Raw genomic sequence first — 16,630 nt, 5'->3', positions numbered from 1 at the left:
GGGCGGGTACACGCGAAAGGGACAGGATAAGCGGAAATCCGGCGCCTCGGCAACGGTCTGGGCGCCAGGAAGGCAAACGGGGACGCCCTCCGCTGGAGAGCATCCCCGTCATGTCCCACCGAAACTACGTCACCGCCCCGGAACCAGGGGTCCCGGCGAGCCTCAGCCCACCAGCTCGGTGCCGCTGAAGAAGAAGGCGATCTCGATGGCGGCGTTCTCGTCGCTGTCGGAGCCGTGCACCGCGTTGCGGCCCTTGTTCTCCGCGTACAGCTTGCGGATGGTGCCCTCGGCGGCCTCGGCCGGGTCGGTGCTGCCGATGGTCTCGCGCCACAGGGCCACCGCGTTGTCGGCCTCCAGCGCCAGGACCACCGACGGGCCGCTGGACATGAACTCCACCAGCTCGCCGTAGAACCCGCGCTCCGCGTGCACCTCGTAGAACTTCCGGGCCTGCGGCAGGCTGATCTGCGTGAGCTTCATGCCCAAAATGCGGAAGCCCGCCTTCTGGACGTGGGCGATGATGTTGCCGGCGTGGCCGTTCTGCACGGCATCGGGCTTGATGATGGCGAAAGTGCGTGCCATGAGAAATCTATCCTTCGTGGTCAGGGTCCAAGGGAGCCGCGGCGAACCCGAACACCTTGCGCAGGATGTCGCCGCGGGTCAAAAAGCCGGTCAGCTGCCCATCGTGCACCACGGGCAGGCGCTCGATGTCCTTGCTCACCAGCATGCCGGTCACTTCGGCCAGCGCCTGGTCTTCGGAAACGCAGATCACCGAGCGCGACATCACCTCGCGCACCCGCGTTTCCTGCCACACCAGCGCGTTGGCCTCCGCCGGGCGCTGCACGCCGGGAAGAAAGTGCCGCAGCAGGTCGCGGTCGCTCACCATCCCCAGCACCTCTCGGTTCTCGCCGACGACGGGGACGGCGCGCAGCTTGTGCTCAGCGATCATCTCCAGCACCTCCTGCACCGGCGAGTCGGGCGTGGTGCGAAAGACGCGCTGCGTCATCACGTCCCTCACCAGCAGCCGTGGCTGGATTGTAATCTCGCGGACGGCGGGAATGGCCAGCACCTCGGCCGCGCTGCGCGACGCCACCAGGCGGTCGACCACGTCGTCGTGCCGAAGCACGCGCGCCAGCGCCGCCACCGTCTGCAGGTACAGCCCCGCGGCGGAAAGCGGGGCGAGGACGAGCACCACCACCTGCGCCACGGCGCCCGCGTCGCCCGGCGCCTCGGGCAGCGGCCGCGGCGCGATGCCAACGGCCACCACCAGCTCCTCCACCGCGTCGGTGCGCAGGTGGGGCATCACCACGCGGTCGCCCACGTGGATCAGGTCGCGGACGCGGGTCGCGGTGAGCAGCTTGCGCAGCTTTTCGCGGTCGGGCACCGCGCCCGAGGCGACCAGCGTGCGCGCCAGCTGCGTGACGGCCTCGGGAATCGTGGCCGCCGAGAGCGGGGCGACGACGTGCTCGGGACGAAGGATCTCCGTCAGCCGAACCGCGCGCCCCGCCCGGGAGGGGGCCTCGCTCAGAGAACCTCCTGGATGAGCCCCACCACGTCCAGCGGGCGCTGGGCGACGGCGATCCCGTTGTCGCGGAAGGCCTGCAGCTTCTCCTCGGCCGTTCCCGCGCTCCCGGAGATGATGGCCCCCGCGTGGCCCATCCGCCGCCCCGGGGGCGCCGTCTGGCCCGCGATGAAGCCCACCACCGGCTTCGTCACGTGCTGCTTGATGTAGGCGGCCGCGTCCTGCTCGTCGGTGCCGCCGATCTCGCCCAGCATCACGATGGCCTTGGTCTCCGGGTCGGCCTCGAACGCCGCCAGGCAGTCGATGAACGAGGTGCCGTTGATGGGGTCGCCGCCGATGCCCACGCACGTCGTCGTGCCGATCCCCGCGCCCTTGAGCTTGTAGACCACCTCGTAGGTCAGCGTGCCGGACTTGGACACCAGCCCCACCGGCCCCGGCTGCGTGATGTGGCCCGGGATGATCCCCACCTTGCTCTTGCCGGCCGACAGCAGGCCGGGGCAGTTGGGCCCCAGGAGCCGCGCGCCCTTGTCCAGCACGTACGGACGCACGCGGGTCATGTCGAGCACCGGCACGCCCTCGGTGATGCAGACGATGAACGAGATCCCCGCGTCGGCGGCCTCGAACATGGCGTCGGAGGCAAAGGCCGGCGGCACGTAGATGACCGACGAGTTGGCGCCCGTCTCCTTCATCGCCTCTTCGACGGTGTTGAAGATGGGCACGCTGCCTTCGAACGTCTGGCCGCCCTTCCCCGGCGTGACGCCGGCGACCACGTTGGTGCCGTACTCCATCATCTGCTTGGCGTGGAACGAGCCGTCACGCCCGGTGATGCCCTGTACGATGAGTCGGGTGCTCTGATCGATGAAGATGCTCACTGGGCCTCCCCCTTGGCCAAAGCGACGGCCTTCTGCACGGCCTCGTCCATGTCGGTCATCGCGGCGAAGCCGTTCTCGGCCAGGATCTTCACGGCGATCTCCTCGTTGGTGCCGGTCAGGCGAATGACGATGGGCACCTTGATGTCGATCATCTTCGTCGCCGTCACGATGCCGTTCGCCACGTCGTCGGTGCGCGTGATGCCGCCGAAGATGTTGAACAGGATGGCCTTCACCTGCGGGTCGGTGGTGATGATCTTGAGCGCGTTCACCACCTTCTCGGGGTTCGACGAGCCGCCGATGTCCAGGAAGTTGGCGGGCTCGCCGCCGTAGTACTTCACCAGGTCCATGGTGGCCATGGCCAGCCCGGCGCCGTTCACCACGCAGCCGACGTCGCCGTCCAGCTTGATGAAGGTGAGGTTGGCCTCGCGCGCCAGCACCTCGGCCGGGTCCTCGGAGCTCTCGTCGCGCAGCGCCTCGATCTCCGGCAGGCGGAAGAGCTCGTTGTCGTCGATGTTGAACTTGGCATCGATGGCCTTCACCTCGCCCGAGGGCGTGGTGATCAGCGGGTTGATCTCGGCCAGCGAGGCGCCCGCCTCGATGAACGCCTTGTACAGCTGCTGGAGGATCCTGGCCGTGGCGCGAACCTGCTTGGGATCGCTGTACAGCTTGGTGGCCAGCAGGTGGGCCTGGTGGGGAAGGAACCCGTAGCGCGGGTCCACCGCCATCTTGGTGATCTTGTCCGGGTCGGTGGCCGCCACCTCTTCGATGTCGATGCCGCCGGCGGCCGAAACCATCCACACCGGCGCCTTGCTGGCGCGGTCCAGGATGATGCCCACGTAGGCCTCGGTGGCGATGTCCTCGGCGGGGGCGATCAGCACCTTTTCCACCGTGAGGCCCTTGATGTCCATCCCCAGGATGGCCGCGGCCTTGTCGCGCGCCTCTTCGGGGGTGCTGGCCAGCTTCACGCCGCCGGCCTTGCCCCGGCCGCCCACGTGCACCTGCGCCTTCACCACCACGGCGCCGCCCAGCCGCCGGGCGATCGCTTCCGCCTGCTCGGGCGTGGTGGCCACCTCGCCCATGGGGACGGGAACCCCCTGGGCGGCGAGCAGCTCCTTCGCCTGGTATTCGTGGATGTTCACGGACGATCCCTGTTGGGGTTTAACAACAAGTGCGTGAGTGCGTGAGTGCGTGAGTGCGTTTCGACGCGGTGTTCACTCCCGCACGAACGCACTTCCGCACTTCCTCCGCACTACCTCGGTTCCCGCCTGCCCCGCCACCGCTTCCCTGCCCTGGTCCAGCCGCGCGATGATGGCGCGGGTGCCTCCCCGGCGCACGAATTCGGCCGCGGCTTCCAGCTTGGGCGCCATGCTGCCGCTTCCCAGCCCGCCGCCGGCCAAAAGCTCGTCCGCCTCGTCCACCGTCAGCCGCTCCACGGCACGCTGTTCCGGCGTGCCGAAGCCGCGGTACACGCGGTCGACGTCGGTCAGGATCACCAGCACGTCGGCGCCGATGTCGCGGCCCAGGATGGCGGCGGCGCGGTCCTTGTCCACCACCGCGTCCACCCCCTCCAGCCCGTACCGCGGATGGTCGTAGACGGGGCAGCCGCCGCCGCCCGCCGCGATCACCAGGTGGCCCTGGGCCACGAGGGAGCGGATCATCTCCCGCTCCACGATGGCCGTCGGGCGCGGGCTGGGCACCACGCGGCGCCATCCCCCCTTCGCCTCGGCCACCTGGCCGCCCAGCTCGGCGGCCAGGGCGCGGGCCGTTGCCTCGTCCATCGTGCGGCCGATGGGCTTCGTCGGCCGGCGCAGCTCCGGGTCGTCCGGGTCCACCAGCACCTGCGTGACCATCGTCACCACCTGCCGGTCCACGCCGCCCGCGCGAAGGGCGTTCTGCAGCGACTGCTGGATCATGTAGCCGATCCACCCCTCCGTCCCCGCCACCAGCACGCCCAGCGGAAGCGGGGGAACCAGGTGCCGCGACTGCTCGTTGCGGATGAGCTCGTTGCCCACCTGCGGCCCATTGCCGTGCACGATGGCGATCTGCCATCCCTCGCGCGCCAGCTCCACGACTGCCGACAGCGACTCGCGCGTGTGCCGGAACTGCTGGGCGATCGTCCCTTCTTCGTCCGGCTGGGCCAGCGCGTTGCCGCCCAGCGCGATCACCACGGTCTTCTGCGCCACGAACCCTCTGCAGCGGGGCGACATTCTACGCCTGCCGCAAAGGGGCGGCAAGCTGGTTCAGGACGTGCCGGGCGGGCTCGGCGGGTCCACCCGGCCCCCGAGCGCGGCCACCACCTGCCGGGCCTCCGCTTCGCGCCCGGCGGGCACGGGAACGCGAATCTTCTCCCCGGATGCTCCCTGGCGCGTGCTCCAGCTGATGCTGAACTCCAGCAGGGGCGGCTTGGCCTCGGTGTCGTACCGCACGCCCTGGAAGCTGTACGTCTCGTTCGAGAGCACGTGGTACTTGCCGTTGAGCAGGATGGCCGAGCCCGTGATCACCGCCTCGCCCGGCGCGGACTCGTTCGCCTTGCGGGCCAGGTAGGCCCTGCCCAGCAACCCGCCCGTGATGGCGACCCCCACCAGCCCGGCGGCGGCCATCATCGCGTTCCCCTCGTCGCCCCCGCCCCTGCCGCTGCAGTATCCCACCAGCAGGAGCAACACGCCGACGACGATCGCCTCGAGCCGCCGGCGCTTCCACTCGGCGCGCGTGTACTCGCGCCACTCGTCGGCGGTGTACGTCCACCGCGCCAGCACCAGCTCGCCGGACCGCAGGGCGACGCCCGGGCCGGGCGGGATGGGCGATCCGTGCTCCATCGGCGGCGCGCCGACGGCGGCGCGCATCTCCCGCTGGTGCTCGCGCTCCACCAGCACGGCGAGGCGCCACCGCTTCCACATCTTTACGCCGCCGTACAGCATGCCCGCGCCGCCCGCCGCCATGACGGCGAAAACCATGCGCATGGGCCCGGTGTCCGACAGCGCTCCCACGAGGCCCAGCGGCAGCGTGATGACGGCCCCCCACAGTACCAGCAGGGCCGCCACCGCGTTCAACGGACTGGACGAGTTCACCGCCATGCCGCGCGCTCCTGCTCAGGAGGAACGGGTTTGCACCGATGCCTGAAGTATACCCTCTCTCCCACGCTGTTTGTGGGAGAGAGGGTGGCACGCGTGTCAGCGCGGCCGGGTGAGGGCCCCACGGCAGCCGAGGCCTCGGCTACAATGACCGCTGCCGCGCCCAACCGTTTACGCGTCGCAGGCTAGATCCTTCGGCCCGCGAAGTCCGGCGTGCGGGCCAGTACGGTGCGCCTGGGCCTCAGGATGACACGCCCTGGTCGCGCACCCACTGCGGTGAGCCCCGTCAGTGCCCGACGGACGGCCCGCCGATGCCCTCACCCTGCAGCCAGCCTTCCATCGTCGAGCGGATCTCCTCCAGCCGCTCGGCGGAGCGCGCCTCGTAGCGCGCCACCAGCACCGGCTCGGTGTTCGAGGCGCGGATCAGCCCCCAGCCGTCGCCGAACAGCACGCGGGCGCCGTCCACGTCGATCACGTCGTGGTCCTTGCGGAAGTGCGCCGTCGCACGGCCCACGATCTCGAACTTGGTCTCTTCCGTGGCCGGGTAGCGAAGCTCGGCGGTGGAAACGAACTGCGGGAACTCCGCAAGCCAGGCGCTGAGCGGCCGCCCGCTGCGTGCGACGATGTCGATCAGCAGCAGCGCGCCGTACAGGGCGTCGTCGAAGCCGTAGTAGTCGTCGCCGAACATGATGTGGCCGGAGAGCTCGCCGGCCAGGAGCGCGTGCTCCTCCTTCATCCGCTCCTTGATCAGCGAGTGGCCCGTGGCGTTCATGATCGCCACGCCGCCGTTGCTTTCCAGCACCTCGGTCAGCTGCTGCGAGCACTTGACGTCCATCACCACCTTCTGCCCCGGCCCGTGCTTCTGGATCAGGTCCAGCCCGTACAGCAGCAGCAGCGTGTCGCCCCGGACGATGCCGCCCTGGTCGTCGATGGCGCCGATGCGGTCGGCGTCGCCGTCGAAGGCCACGCCCAGGTCGGCCCCGGTCTCCTTCACCTTGGCGATGATGTCGACCAGGTTCTTGTCGACCACCGGGTCCGGGTGGTGGTTGGGAAAGGTGCCGTCCGACTCGCAGAAGATGGGGATCACCTCCACGTTGGGCCCCAGCGCGCGCAGCAGCTCCACCGCCACGATGGAGCCGGTGCCGTTGCCGCAGTCCACCACCACCTTGATCGGCCGGTCGATGGTGAACTTGGCCGCCAGCACCTGCACGTACTCGCCCAGCACCTCGCGGTGCTCCACCGCGCCCTCGCCGGACTCGTAGTCGCTTTCGGCGATCATCCGGCGGATCTCCTGGATGGAGTCGCCGAAGATGGAGCGCCCGCCCAGCGTCATCTTGAAGCCGTTGTACTGGGGCGGGTTGTGCGAGCCCGTCACCTGCAGCCCACCGTCCAGCCCCCAGTGCGCGACCGAGAAGCTGTGCGCCGGCGTGGGCACCAGCCCCACGTCCACCACGCGCGCGCCCGCGGCCACCATGCCGCGCGAGACGGCGTCGGCCAGCTCGTTGCTGGTCAGGCGGTTGTCGCGGCCCAGGCTCAGCACCGGCTGGTCCTTGCCCAGCCGGCGGCGCGCCAGCGAGGCATAGGCGCGGCCGATCTGCTCGGCCACCTGCGCGGTGACGTCGGGTCCCACCACGCCACGGATGTCGTACTGACGGAAGATATGCGGATTGACGGTCGTCATTGGTGCCGGCTCGGGCTTTGGGTCCAGGAAAAAACACGGCGCCCCCCGCCGAAGGGGGGCGCCCGTCGACTGCTACAATTAGCGGTCCAGCAGAACGGCGACGGCCTCGATCTCCACCGCCACGTCGCGCGGAAGCCGCGCCACCTGCACGGTGCTGCGCGCCGGCTTGTGCTCGCCGAAATGCCGCTCGTATACCTCGTTCATCCCCACGAAGTCGTTCATGTCGCGCAGGAACACCGTCGTCTTCACCACGGTGGAAAGGTCGGCGCCGGCCTCGCGCAGGATGGCGCCCAGGTTCTTCATCACCTGGTCGGTCTGCGTGCCGATGTCGCCTTCCACCAGCTGCATGGACGCGGGATCGAACGGCACCTGCCCCGCGGTGAACACGAAGCCGCTGGCGATGATCCCCTGGCTGTACGGGCCGATGGCGGCCGGTGCCTGGTCGGTCTGAACTCGTTGCATTTCAGTGCGTGAGTGCGTTAGTGCGTGAGTGCGGAAGTACGACGGGTCAGCCGTCTTCCGTGCGGCGGCCTTCGGGAAGCATGGCGCGAAGCTCGTCCGGCGTCACCACGGCCACGCCGTCCTTTCCCACCTCGATGCCGGCCGCCAGGTTCGCCAGCACCGCGGCTTCCTCGATCGTGGCGCCCGCCGCCAGCCCCACGGCGACGAACGCGGTCACCGTATCGCCCGCGCCGGACACGTCGTACACCTGCCGCGCCACCGTGGGAATCCGGAGCGTTTCACCCTGCTCGGAGCGCAGCGCCATGCCGTGCTCGCCAAGCGTCAGCAGCAGGTGCCGCGCGCCGACGCGAACGCGGGCTGCTTCCAGCCAGGCGTCGTCGTCGGCGTTCAGCGGCTGCCCCAGGGCGGCGCTCAGCTCCACCGCGTTGGGCTTGAACACCGTCGCTCCGCCGAACTCGAAGAAGTTGCGGAACTTGGGGTCCACCACGCTGGGGATGCCCGCCTGGGCCGCGGCCTCGAGGGCCGCGCGGATGACCGAGGGCACCAGCACGCCCTTGTTGTAGTCTTCCAGCACCAGCGCGTCGCATTCCGCCACCGCCTCGCGCACGGCCCGCGCCAGCTCGGCCGCGCAGTCGCCGCCCACGTCTTCGTCGCGCTCGCGGTCGAACCGTACCACCTGCTGGTGCCGCGCCACCACGCGCGTCTTGGTGGTCGTGGGGCGGCCGGCGTGCTCCACCAGCAGCGGGCGCACGGTGCCGCCGTGCAGCTCCGTCAGGGCGCCGCGCACCTGCAGCCCGGCCGCGTCCGCGCCCACCGTGCCGATCAGCGCGCAATCCACGCCGAGGGCGACGACGTTGGCCGCCACGTTCGCCGCGCCCCCCAGCGCCAGGCGCTCTTCGGTGACCTGGACCACAGGGACCGGCGCCTCGGGCGAGATGCGCGACACGGCGCCGACCAGGTAGACGTCGAGCATCAGGTCGCCCACCACCGCCACGCGCAACCCCCTGCACCGCTCCAGGATCTCTTCCAGCCGCGCGCGTGTCAGCCGCTCCATCCCGCCCTCGTTCAGCCCCGTGCAGCACCCGGCCAAGGCCAGGAAAAGAGGCGAGCAATTTAGACACCGGGCGGAACGGTGTCAAAGGTGGCCCGGTGGAAGGGGCAGGCGATATTATCGGCCGAGTCCCCCGTCCCTCCCTGCCCTGACGACGCTTCCGCCGTGCAACACGATCCCGATCGCGCGTTCGTGCCGCTGAACTTCGAGCGGCGTCCCGAGGACGAGATGCTGCGCCGTGCGCGCGAGTTCTACGCGGAGATGGACCGGCGGCGTACGACCCGCCACTTCTCCGACCGGGCGGTGCCGCGCGAGCTGATCGAACATGCGATCCGCACCGCGGGGACGGCTCCGTCCGGGGCGCACCAGCAGCCGTGGACCTTCGTGGTGGTGGGCGATGCGGGAATGAAGCGGATCATGCGCGAGGCGGCGGAAGAGGAGGAGCGCGCCAACTACGGCGGACGGATGCCGCCCGAGTGGCTGCACGCGCTGGCGCCGCTGGGCACGGACGCGGTAAAGGAGCACATCACCACCGCGCCCTGGGTGGTGGTCCTTTTCCGCCAGCGCCACGGCGTGAATGCGGACGGGAGCCAGCGCACCCACTACTACTCGACGGAAAGCTGCGGAATCGCGGCGGGGCTGTTCATCGCCGCCGTGCACCGGATGGGGCTGGCGACGCTCACCCACACGCCCTCGCCGATGGGCTTCCTTTCCGAACTGCTGCAGCGCCCCGCGAACGAAAAGCCCTTCCTGCTGATGCCCGTGGGCTATCCCGCCGCCGACGCCCGCGTGCCGGACCTGTCGCGCAAGCCGCTGGACGAGATTTCCGCCTGGTTCGAGTAGCGCGAGAAGCCGAGCAGACAAAGACGCGGGGCCGGACCCAAGGTGAGGTCCGGCCCCGCATGTCGTTGCGCCGTCAGCAGATCACTCGCGGGCCTTGTCGCGCTTCGACAGCTTGCCAATCTCGATGTGCACGGCCGTGATGTCGCCCGCCAGCTCCGACATCTCTTCGGTGATGTCGAGAATGGCGCGCACCCCGTCGCCCCACACCTGGCCCACGTAGCAGTCGCCCGCCTTGAAGAGCACCCGCTGCGCCTCTTCGAGCATGTCGACGGCTTCCCAGATGATTTCCCGGGCCTTTTCCAGGTGGTCCGGCGCGGTGAGGTCGTCGCTCATTGTGGCGTGGGGCGGGTTCGAAAGCGGGGATGCCCGTCTGTGGAGCGTATACGATAGCACGGCGGAACGCGGCGCGCGACTCCCGCACGCAACGAGGAACGAAAGGGGCGCGGCCAGGCCGCGCCCCCTGCGATCTTCATCACCCGCGGCGACGGCTTACGCCATCATCTTGCGGACCTCTTCCGTCATCCGCGGAAGGATCTCGTTCAGGTCGCCGACGATGCCATAGTCGGCCACCTTGAAGATGGGCGCCTCGGGATCCTTGTTGATGGCGACGATGTAGCGCGACGTGCGCATCCCCGCCAGGTGCTGCACGGCCCCGCTGATGCCCACGGCGAAGTACAGCGTGGGCGACACCGTCTTCCCCGTCTGCCCCACCTGCTCGGCGTGCGGGCGCCAGCCGGCGTCCACCACCGCGCGCGACGCACCGACGGCGCACTTGCCCCCGAACGCGGCGGCAAGGTCGTCGAGCAGTTTGAAGTTCTCGGGCGAGCCCAGCCCGCGGCCCCCGGAGACGATGATGGGCGCCTCGCCCACGTCCAGCTTCTCCGCCGCGCCCGCCTTGATCTCCCGGACGATGGCGCCGAAGTCGGCCGTGTTGATGGACACGTCCAGCGCCTGCACCTCGCCCGCCTTGGCGTTGTCGCTGGGCAGGAACACGTTGGGGCGCAGCGACAGCACGGCGGGCTTGCCCGTGCACGCCACCTGGGCGTTCAGCTTGCCGGCGTACTCGGGGCGCGTGGCCACGATGTCGCCGCCCTGCACGTCGAGCGCGGTGCAGTCGCTGGCGTAGCCCACGCCCAGCCGGGCGGCCACGCGCGGCGCCAGGTCCTTGCCCATGGACGTGGCCGGGAAGAGCGCGGCGTCGCAGCCGTGCTGCTGGATGAAGTTGACGATGACGGTGGTGTAGCCCTCGGCCGAGTAGGTGCCGAACGCCTCGGCCTCGCCCACGAACACCTTGTCGGCGCCCACGCGGCCCAGCTCGGCCGCGCTCCCGCCGATGCCGGAGCCGCCCAGAACCACGGCGTGCACCTCGCTGCCCAGCGCATCGGCCAGCTTGCGGGCGGCGGTCACCACTTCCTGCGAAACCTTGCGGATTTCGCCGTCACGCGTTTCGGCGAACGCGAAAATGCCTGGCATATGATTGGTTCCTCTCGCCTTTAGATGACCTTGGCCTCTTCGCGCAGCAGCCGCAGCAGCGCGGGCACCGCGTCGGCGCCTTCGCCCACGATGCGGCCGGCCTGGCGCTCGGCGGGATAGCTGAGCTTGCGCACCTGCACCCCGGAGTCGCCCGCGGCGGCGTCCTTCTGCTCCAGCGGCTTCTTCTTGGCCGCCATGATGCCCTTGAGCGACGCGTAGCGCGGCTCGTAGGCGCCCTTGGTGAGGGTCAGCGCGCAGGGAATTTTGAGCTCCACCACCTCGTGGCCGCCCTCGATCTCCCGGTTCGCCGTCACCTTGCCGTCGGCCACGCTGAACTCGGTGACCGCGCTGGCGCAGGGAATTCCCAGCAGCTCGGCGGTCATGGGCCCCACGGCCTGCAGGTCGTCGTCGATGGCCTTCATCCCGAAGAGCACCAGGTCGTACTCGCGCCCCTTGATCTCCTCGGCCAGGGCGCGCGCGGCGGCCAGTCCCTCGGGCTTGGTGTCGGACTTGAGCAGGACGGCGTCGTCGGCGCCCATGGCCAGGCCGGTACGCAGCGTTTCGGCGCTCTCGGCGCCACCCACCGTCATCACCGTCACGCTGCCGGCGCCCGCGGCTTCCTTGTGCTTCAGGGCGGCCTCGACGGCAAACTCGTCGTACGGGTTCAGGACGAACTTGATGCCGGCGGCATCCACGCTCTTTTCGTCGCCGGCGATGCGAACGCGCGCCTCGGTGTCCGGGACGCGCTTCACGCACACGATGCTCTTCACGCGCATCTCCCTTGAGTCGATGGTACGTCCCGGCCGTCCGGCGGCTCGGGAGCCGGGGATTATACCGCGTCGCGCGTGGATCGGGCAACCCGGCTCCCTTCCGTCCCGGAACGGGTGAACCCGCCGCCCGCGCCCCGGTTGGTTCGCGCCCCAGGCTAGATCCTTCGGCCCGCGAGGGTCGGCGCACCGGCAGGTACCGCGCGACTGGGCCTCAGGATGACAGGCTTGGTGCGGCAACGGGTTAGCTCGATTCCGCCGAGACCAGGCCACGCATCTCGGCCACGAGGTCCGCCAGCTCGCGCCGCTGCTTCTCCAGCCCCGCCACGTCCATCGCCGCCGACGCCAGGAGCTCCTGCACCCGGCGCGCAAAGCCGGACGGCTGGACGGGCAGCGTTTCCATCGCCCGCGCCAGCCGCTTTTCACCAGGGAAGTACACGCGGTTGAGCGCGAACACCACCTGGATCAGCGCCTGCAGGACCTGCTGGACGATAGCCGAGGTGTAGATGCCGTCCGCTCGCTGAACGGCGGTTCGGTAGTGGAAGTTCTCCGGCCAGAAGGCGGCTTCGGGCATGAACCGGCCGAGGATGCTCTGCCGCAGCGCCTCGGGGTAGGTCGCCACGGCCGCCTTCCATCCGGCGAGGGTGCCGTGCGGATCGTCCACGACCTTCATCGAATGCACGTCCGCGAGCGCGGCGTAGCTCAGAAATCCCATCACCGTCCACACCACGTACTCGCGCCGCACCTCCCCGCCAAGACACGCCCGCAGCGTGCGATCCACCGCGCGCGTGCTTCGCAGCCAGCACTCCACCCGCTGGCCTGCGTACCAGAAGTCCGTCCCGCCCTGCACGAACGGATCGTCCGCGCCCCACGACTCCGGCCGCGCCTCCGCCCCGAGTTCGGCCACCACACGTTCGTCGCGGCGCGCGGCCGGAAGCACCTCGTTCGCGAAGAGGTAGATGTCGACGTCGGAAAGGGAATCGCCGCTCCCCTTGGCGTACGATCCCCCGATCGCGATTCCGTATTCGCCGGCCACCCACGTCCGCAGCATGGGAAGCAGGGCGGAGACGATCTCGTCGGGGGTGATCATCCCGGAGCGCCCCCGTCACTCCTCGGGCCGGATGGGCAGATCGAACTGGCCCTGGCCGATGTTGATGGTGTTCTGGAAGCCGGGATTGTCGGTGCGCACCGCCACTCCCTGGAAGGTCCCCCTGATCCGCAGGCGCGTCCGCGAAACCACCTCCACGGCCCCCAGCACCAGGACGTAGCTCTTGGCCATCAGCTCGGAGGGATCCCGCGTGTCGGGCAGCTCCGTGGCGGCTACGTCCGGAACGAAGATGCCGATGCGGCACTCCGGCGCCGGCTGCTGCTGGCAGGCGGTGGGGTTCAGCTGAAGCGTTCCCTTCTCGGCGTCGCCCAGCAGGAGCGCGAACGCATCCCCCCGCCCCGCCCCGCGTGCCTGGAACGCCACCAGCGCGAGGCTTTCCTCCTCGCGCACGGCCGTGGCGCCGGTCGCCGCGGCGGGCACGGTGCCCGGCTGGACGTCGATGGCGCCCGTGGCCTGGAACGTTCCGCTGATCGCGCCCTGGTAGCTGAAGCTCAGGGTGCCCACCGGATCGAACTCCTCGGGCTTCGACGGGCTGTCGCACCCGCCCAGCACCCCCGCGCAGAGGGCCATCGTCACAAACAGCTTTCGAAACATCCTTGCTTCTCCTGCATCGAGTGGGGCTGCCCGGCGCGGCACCTTCCGCGCCACGCGCCGCTCAGTGGTCGTGCTCCCCCGCATCGGGTACGACGGAGGACTTCGGCTTCACGAAGCGCCCCCACTGCGCGAGCGCGTACGACCGCTGCCTGGGGTGCGCGCGCCCGAAGGCGGGATCGACGTTCCGGTCGCCCCCCGAGTACTCGGACGTGCCGAGCACGGCCGACAGGTCGGTGGTGCCGCGGATGGCGTACTTGGCCTGCCCCTCGTGCATGATCAGCTTGAGCGTGGAGGGGCTGACGTCGCTGGTGCAGGCGAGCGCGTACAAAAACGTGCTCTCGCCCACGCCGTCGTGGTCCAGGTCCGTCACCGAGAGGCTGCCCTTCACGAACTCGGCGATCAGGTCGAAGTCGCATTCCCGCTGAAAGTCCGTCACGAGCCAGAGCCGCTTCCAGGTGGATCCATTCCGGGCGAAGTGGTAGGCGCGGATCTCGGCGTCGCGGCACGGGGGATCGGTATCGCACTCGCCGGCCGACGGGAACTCGCCCGTCTCCGCCAGCACGACCACGTTCTCGCCGTTGGCATCCCGCCACCGGGCGCCATCGACCACGTTTCCGGTCACGTCGGCGTTCGGGGGCAGCGCCTCCGGATCGAACGAGAGCAGCTCCAGGGCAGCCACCTCCGCCGGACGGGCGGGTTCCGTCGTGTCGGCGGCCAGCGCGCGGCGGGCATCGTCCTGGGAGGCCGGCTCGCACCCCAGGAGCACCGCGGCGGCCGCACAGCCAAGAACCCGGCAGAACGCATGAATCGACATTCTCATTTTCGATCGGGATGGAGAGAAACGGGTGAGCCGTGCGGGAGAAGACCCGCCCGGCTCATGGTGAAGCGAGGATGCGGACGGCGAAACGGCTACCGCGGGGCGGGCTGCAGGCGCGAGGCGATCAGGCGCTCCAGGTGGCCGGTGCTGGTGCACGTTACGTCGTTCCCGGCCGTGTCGCGCGGCCGCGCGGTGGCCTCCAGAACGGTTTGCACCCGCGTGGCAGCCGGCGCTTCGGCATTCAGCTGCGTGATCATGGTGAGCGTCACGGCGTACGCATCGGCGTTGGGGAGCGACACGGTGTGGCCGCAGTCCAGGAAGCGCGCCAGGCGCTCGCCGTTCACGCGGCGGGGCATCGTCGCGGGCCCCATGCCGAAGCGCCGCTGCCCTTCGTCCACGATGCCGGCGCCGGGCAGGCCCAGCCCCTCGTACACGCCGGGCAGCGCCGCCCAGGCCTGCTCCACGGGCGCCAGCACCACGCTGCTGTGCGTGTGCGGGCGACCGGCCACCATGCGCACCTCCGCGCTTCCTCCCGGCGTTTCGATGATCACCGTGCTCATCCGCTCGGGCCCGACGGGAACCTGCGACGCCTGGGGAGCACAGGCGCACAGGAGCGCGAGAGGCAGAATGATCGATCGATTCATGGGTGGAGTCATCGCGATAACGATTGTGAGGGGCAGAGGGCGCGAGCCGTTCCCGCCCATGCGGAAGCCACTGCCCTCAGGGCGCGCGGTGCAGCTGCCGGGCAATCCGCCGCTCCAGCTCGCCCGTGCTGGTGCACGTGACGGGATTGCCCGACATCTCGCGCGAGCGGGCGGTGCCCTCCACGACGGTCAGTACGCGGGTTGCGGCCGTTCCCTCCGCGACGAGCTGGGTGGAAACCTGCAGCCGGACGGCGTACGAGTCGGCGTTGGCCATGAACTGCGTGGAGCCGCAGTCCACGAAACGCGACAGCGGCGTGTTGTTCAGGCGCCGGGGCAGCACCACGGGGCCCACACCGAACTGCCGGGCAGCCTCGTCCATAACGCCCGCGCCCGTCAGCCCCAGCGCGGCATACACGTCGGGAAGCGCCGCCCACGCGCTGTCCAACGGAAGCAGCACGTTGGCGACCCGCGGCTCCACCCGTGTCCGGACGGCGAGCGTCCCGGCTTCGATCATGCCGTCGGGGGTGGGCGGCAGCGCAACGGTGCTCACCCGCTCCGGCCCGGCGGGGGTTGGAGCCTGGGCGGCACAGCCGGCGAGAAGGAGCAGGAGAAAGCCGCTGGATCGTGTCATGGAAGGATCTGGGGAGGAAGGGTCTGCGGGAGGAGGCGAGGACGATTGCCTCACCCGGACGCTACGCGGAATCCGCGCGCCGCGCAAGCGCCACGGCGGCGCACGGCCTTCTTACGACGTGGGATGATGGACCAGCGCGTGGAGCTTGAGCATCGTCGCCCAGTTTCGTGACGTCGCCGCGTCGCGGAGCACCTTGCCGGCCGCCTCGGGCAGCTTGCTTTGCAGGACCCCGTCCGGGCACCACACGTACGCCACGCGGCCGGCGAGCGCCAGGCGATCGGTGCCCCAGTCCTGGTCCATCAACGGCTCCAGCTTGCGGCGGTCGGCGGGATCGTACAGCACGGTCACCAGCAGCCGCGACGGGTCGACCACCTCGTCGCGCCAGGGATTGCCTTCCACGGCCTCCCCGATCTCGCGCGCGGTGAGCACCACCACCCGCGAAGACACGCAGGTCCGCTCGCGAAGCGCATCCTCGATGCGGCGCGCCGCGTGGTCCGGGTCCGCGCCGGGCGCGGTGAAGACCACGTTGCCGCTGTTCAGCAGCGTGCTCACGTCACCGTAGCCGAGGTCCGCGACCAGGGCGCGCAGGTCGGCCATGGCGATGCGCTTGGCCTTGCCCACGTTGATGCCGCGAAGCAGCGCCACGTACCTGTCCGGCACCGGCATCCCGTTCACGGTGGAGGTCAGGGCTCGGCGCGAAGCTCGTACTCGAACTCGTACGAGTGCTGGCCGCCCTCGATGATGATCTTCATCGACCCCGAAAGCCCCTCCAGCTCCCCCGTGGCCGAGTCCGGCACCACCGCGAGCGCCAGCTGCTGCACGCCGCGGTTCATGGTGCCGCTGTGCTGAAGGACGAAGGTGCCGGCGCGCCCGTGCAGCGTTCCGTCCACGCGCTCCATCGCCACGTACCCGGCCGAGCCCTGCACGGCGGTGCGATACGCCAGCATCTCGCCCTTGCTGGTGGCCTGCAGGTCGCCCTGGAACACCTTGTCGATCGAGAGCCGCCCCAGCCCCGACTCTTCGAACGTAACCGCCTGCGGCGCGAGCTTCACCTCGAACGTTCCCGTTGCGTGCGTCATCTCATCCTCCCGTGAGCC

Annotated in this window: 20 protein-coding genes; 1 reads left to right on the top strand and 19 read right to left on the bottom strand. The window is 70.0% G+C overall.

Annotation, left to right across the window (positions count from 1 at the left end):
* Nucleotides 1–162: 162 nt before the first annotated feature.
* The 9 genes from ndk to VGB24_RS02775 form a co-directional block, all read right to left on the bottom strand.
* Complete coding sequence (ndk, locus tag VGB24_RS02815; protein ID WP_331071435.1) at nt 163–579, bottom strand: nucleoside-diphosphate kinase; 417 nt, start codon at nt 577–579, stop codon at nt 163–165.
* 7 nt (nt 580–586) lie between these two features.
* Nucleotides 587–1,477, bottom strand: coding sequence for a CBS domain-containing protein (locus VGB24_RS02810; protein ID WP_331071532.1), 891 nt, complete (start codon nt 1,475–1,477; stop codon nt 587–589).
* A 44-nt stretch (nt 1,478–1,521) separates the two neighbouring features.
* Entirely contained in the window at nt 1,522–2,391 is an 870-nt protein-coding gene (gene sucD, locus VGB24_RS02805) for a succinate--CoA ligase subunit alpha (RefSeq protein ID WP_331071434.1), read from the bottom strand.
* Nucleotides 2,388–3,530 (bottom strand): ADP-forming succinate--CoA ligase subunit beta, encoded by a 1,143-nt coding sequence (gene sucC, locus VGB24_RS02800; RefSeq protein WP_331071433.1) that lies wholly within the window; start codon nt 3,528–3,530, stop codon nt 2,388–2,390. Before sucC ends, sucD begins: the two co-directional genes overlap by 4 nt.
* Before the next feature lie 72 nt (nt 3,531–3,602).
* Nucleotides 3,603–4,574 carry a carbamate kinase gene (locus VGB24_RS02795; protein ID WP_331071432.1) on the bottom strand — a complete coding sequence of 324 codons (972 nt, stop codon included), beginning with the start codon at nt 4,572–4,574 and terminating at the stop codon, nt 3,603–3,605.
* A 57-nt stretch (nt 4,575–4,631) separates the two neighbouring features.
* A complete protein-coding gene (locus VGB24_RS02790; protein ID WP_331071431.1) occupies nt 4,632–5,465 on the bottom strand; it encodes a hypothetical protein in 834 nt (277 codons plus the stop codon).
* Between the two features lie 283 nt (nt 5,466–5,748).
* Nucleotides 5,749–7,143 (bottom strand): phosphomannomutase/phosphoglucomutase, encoded by a 1,395-nt coding sequence (locus VGB24_RS02785; protein WP_331071430.1) that lies wholly within the window; start codon nt 7,141–7,143, stop codon nt 5,749–5,751.
* 78 nt (nt 7,144–7,221) lie between these two features.
* A complete protein-coding gene (locus tag VGB24_RS02780; protein ID WP_331024970.1) occupies nt 7,222–7,605 on the bottom strand; it encodes a RidA family protein in 384 nt (127 codons plus the stop codon).
* A gap of 46 nt (nt 7,606–7,651) precedes the next feature.
* Nucleotides 7,652–8,695 carry a bifunctional ADP-heptose synthase gene (locus VGB24_RS02775; RefSeq protein WP_331071429.1) on the bottom strand — a complete coding sequence of 348 codons (1,044 nt, stop codon included), beginning with the start codon at nt 8,693–8,695 and terminating at the stop codon, nt 7,652–7,654.
* A gap of 126 nt (nt 8,696–8,821) precedes the next feature.
* Between VGB24_RS02775 and VGB24_RS02770 the strand changes: the two genes are divergently transcribed.
* Nucleotides 8,822–9,499, top strand: coding sequence for a nitroreductase family protein (locus tag VGB24_RS02770; protein WP_331071428.1), 678 nt, complete (start codon nt 8,822–8,824; stop codon nt 9,497–9,499).
* Between the two features lie 81 nt (nt 9,500–9,580).
* Here VGB24_RS02770 and VGB24_RS02765 read toward each other — a convergent pair whose 3' ends face one another.
* From VGB24_RS02765 to VGB24_RS02720, 10 genes are all read right to left on the bottom strand, one after another.
* A complete protein-coding gene (locus VGB24_RS02765; RefSeq protein ID WP_331024973.1) occupies nt 9,581–9,832 on the bottom strand; it encodes a hypothetical protein in 252 nt (83 codons plus the stop codon).
* A gap of 156 nt (nt 9,833–9,988) precedes the next feature.
* Nucleotides 9,989–10,972, bottom strand: a complete 984-nt coding sequence (locus VGB24_RS02760) for an electron transfer flavoprotein subunit alpha/FixB family protein (protein WP_331071427.1) — start codon at nt 10,970–10,972, stop codon at nt 9,989–9,991.
* 20 nt (nt 10,973–10,992) lie between these two features.
* A complete protein-coding gene (locus tag VGB24_RS02755; RefSeq protein WP_349263884.1) occupies nt 10,993–11,748 on the bottom strand; it encodes an electron transfer flavoprotein subunit beta/FixA family protein in 756 nt (251 codons plus the stop codon).
* Nucleotides 11,749–11,983: 235 nt separating this feature from the next.
* Complete coding sequence (locus tag VGB24_RS02750; RefSeq protein ID WP_331071425.1) at nt 11,984–12,829, bottom strand: DUF4037 domain-containing protein; 846 nt, start codon at nt 12,827–12,829, stop codon at nt 11,984–11,986.
* Between the two features lie 15 nt (nt 12,830–12,844).
* Nucleotides 12,845–13,441 (bottom strand): hypothetical protein, encoded by a 597-nt coding sequence (locus VGB24_RS02745; RefSeq protein WP_331071424.1) that lies wholly within the window; start codon nt 13,439–13,441, stop codon nt 12,845–12,847.
* 61 nt (nt 13,442–13,502) lie between these two features.
* Nucleotides 13,503–14,255: a M949_RS01915 family surface polysaccharide biosynthesis protein gene (locus VGB24_RS02740; RefSeq protein ID WP_331071423.1), complete on the bottom strand. Its 753-nt coding sequence runs from the start codon at nt 14,253–14,255 to the stop codon at nt 13,503–13,505.
* 95 nt (nt 14,256–14,350) lie between these two features.
* Nucleotides 14,351–14,902 carry a hypothetical protein gene (locus tag VGB24_RS02735; RefSeq protein WP_331071422.1) on the bottom strand — a complete coding sequence of 184 codons (552 nt, stop codon included), beginning with the start codon at nt 14,900–14,902 and terminating at the stop codon, nt 14,351–14,353.
* A gap of 76 nt (nt 14,903–14,978) precedes the next feature.
* The gene (locus VGB24_RS02730; protein ID WP_331071421.1) at nt 14,979–15,533 is read right to left on the bottom strand and encodes a hypothetical protein; all 555 of its coding nucleotides are present in this window, start codon (nt 15,531–15,533) and stop codon (nt 14,979–14,981) included.
* A gap of 111 nt (nt 15,534–15,644) precedes the next feature.
* Nucleotides 15,645–16,193, bottom strand: a complete 549-nt coding sequence (locus tag VGB24_RS02725) for a DUF1697 domain-containing protein (protein WP_331071420.1) — start codon at nt 16,191–16,193, stop codon at nt 15,645–15,647.
* 23 nt (nt 16,194–16,216) lie between these two features.
* Nucleotides 16,217–16,612 (bottom strand): DUF3224 domain-containing protein, encoded by a 396-nt coding sequence (locus VGB24_RS02720; protein WP_331071419.1) that lies wholly within the window; start codon nt 16,610–16,612, stop codon nt 16,217–16,219.
* Nucleotides 16,613–16,630 lie beyond the last annotated feature (18 nt).

The sequence above is a fragment of the Longimicrobium sp. genome (assembly GCF_036399935.1).
In the GTDB taxonomy this organism is placed as follows: domain Bacteria; phylum Gemmatimonadota; class Gemmatimonadetes; order Longimicrobiales; family Longimicrobiaceae; genus Longimicrobium.
Note: the sequence above shows the minus strand (reverse complement) of the source record. Positions and strands in the feature narration are given on the sequence as shown.

Excerpts from the sequence above, each read along its gene's own strand:
- ndk (WP_331071435.1), bottom strand. The coding sequence starts at position 579 with ATGGCACGCACTTTCGCCATCATCAAGCCCGATGCCGTGCAGAACGGC.
- VGB24_RS02790 (WP_331071431.1), bottom strand. The coding sequence starts at position 5,465 with ATGGCGGTGAACTCGTCCAGTCCGTTGAACGCGGTGGCGGCCCTGCTG.
- VGB24_RS02785 (WP_331071430.1), bottom strand. The coding sequence starts at position 7,143 with ATGACGACCGTCAATCCGCATATCTTCCGTCAGTACGACATCCGTGGC.
- VGB24_RS02780 (WP_331024970.1), bottom strand. The coding sequence starts at position 7,605 with ATGCAACGAGTTCAGACCGACCAGGCACCGGCCGCCATCGGCCCGTAC.
- VGB24_RS02765 (WP_331024973.1), bottom strand. The coding sequence starts at position 9,832 with ATGAGCGACGACCTCACCGCGCCGGACCACCTGGAAAAGGCCCGGGAA.
- VGB24_RS02760 (WP_331071427.1), bottom strand. The coding sequence starts at position 10,972 with ATGCCAGGCATTTTCGCGTTCGCCGAAACGCGTGACGGCGAAATCCGC.
- VGB24_RS02755 (WP_349263884.1), bottom strand. The coding sequence starts at position 11,748 with ATGCGCGTGAAGAGCATCGTGTGCGTGAAGCGCGTCCCGGACACCGAG.
- VGB24_RS02750 (WP_331071425.1), bottom strand. The coding sequence starts at position 12,829 with ATGATCACCCCCGACGAGATCGTCTCCGCCCTGCTTCCCATGCTGCGG.
- VGB24_RS02745 (WP_331071424.1), bottom strand. The coding sequence starts at position 13,441 with ATGTTTCGAAAGCTGTTTGTGACGATGGCCCTCTGCGCGGGGGTGCTG.
- VGB24_RS02740 (WP_331071423.1), bottom strand. The coding sequence starts at position 14,255 with ATGTCGATTCATGCGTTCTGCCGGGTTCTTGGCTGTGCGGCCGCCGCG.
- VGB24_RS02735 (WP_331071422.1), bottom strand. The coding sequence starts at position 14,902 with ATGAATCGATCGATCATTCTGCCTCTCGCGCTCCTGTGCGCCTGTGCT.
- VGB24_RS02730 (WP_331071421.1), bottom strand. The coding sequence starts at position 15,533 with ATGACACGATCCAGCGGCTTTCTCCTGCTCCTTCTCGCCGGCTGTGCC.
- VGB24_RS02720 (WP_331071419.1), bottom strand. The coding sequence starts at position 16,612 with ATGACGCACGCAACGGGAACGTTCGAGGTGAAGCTCGCGCCGCAGGCG.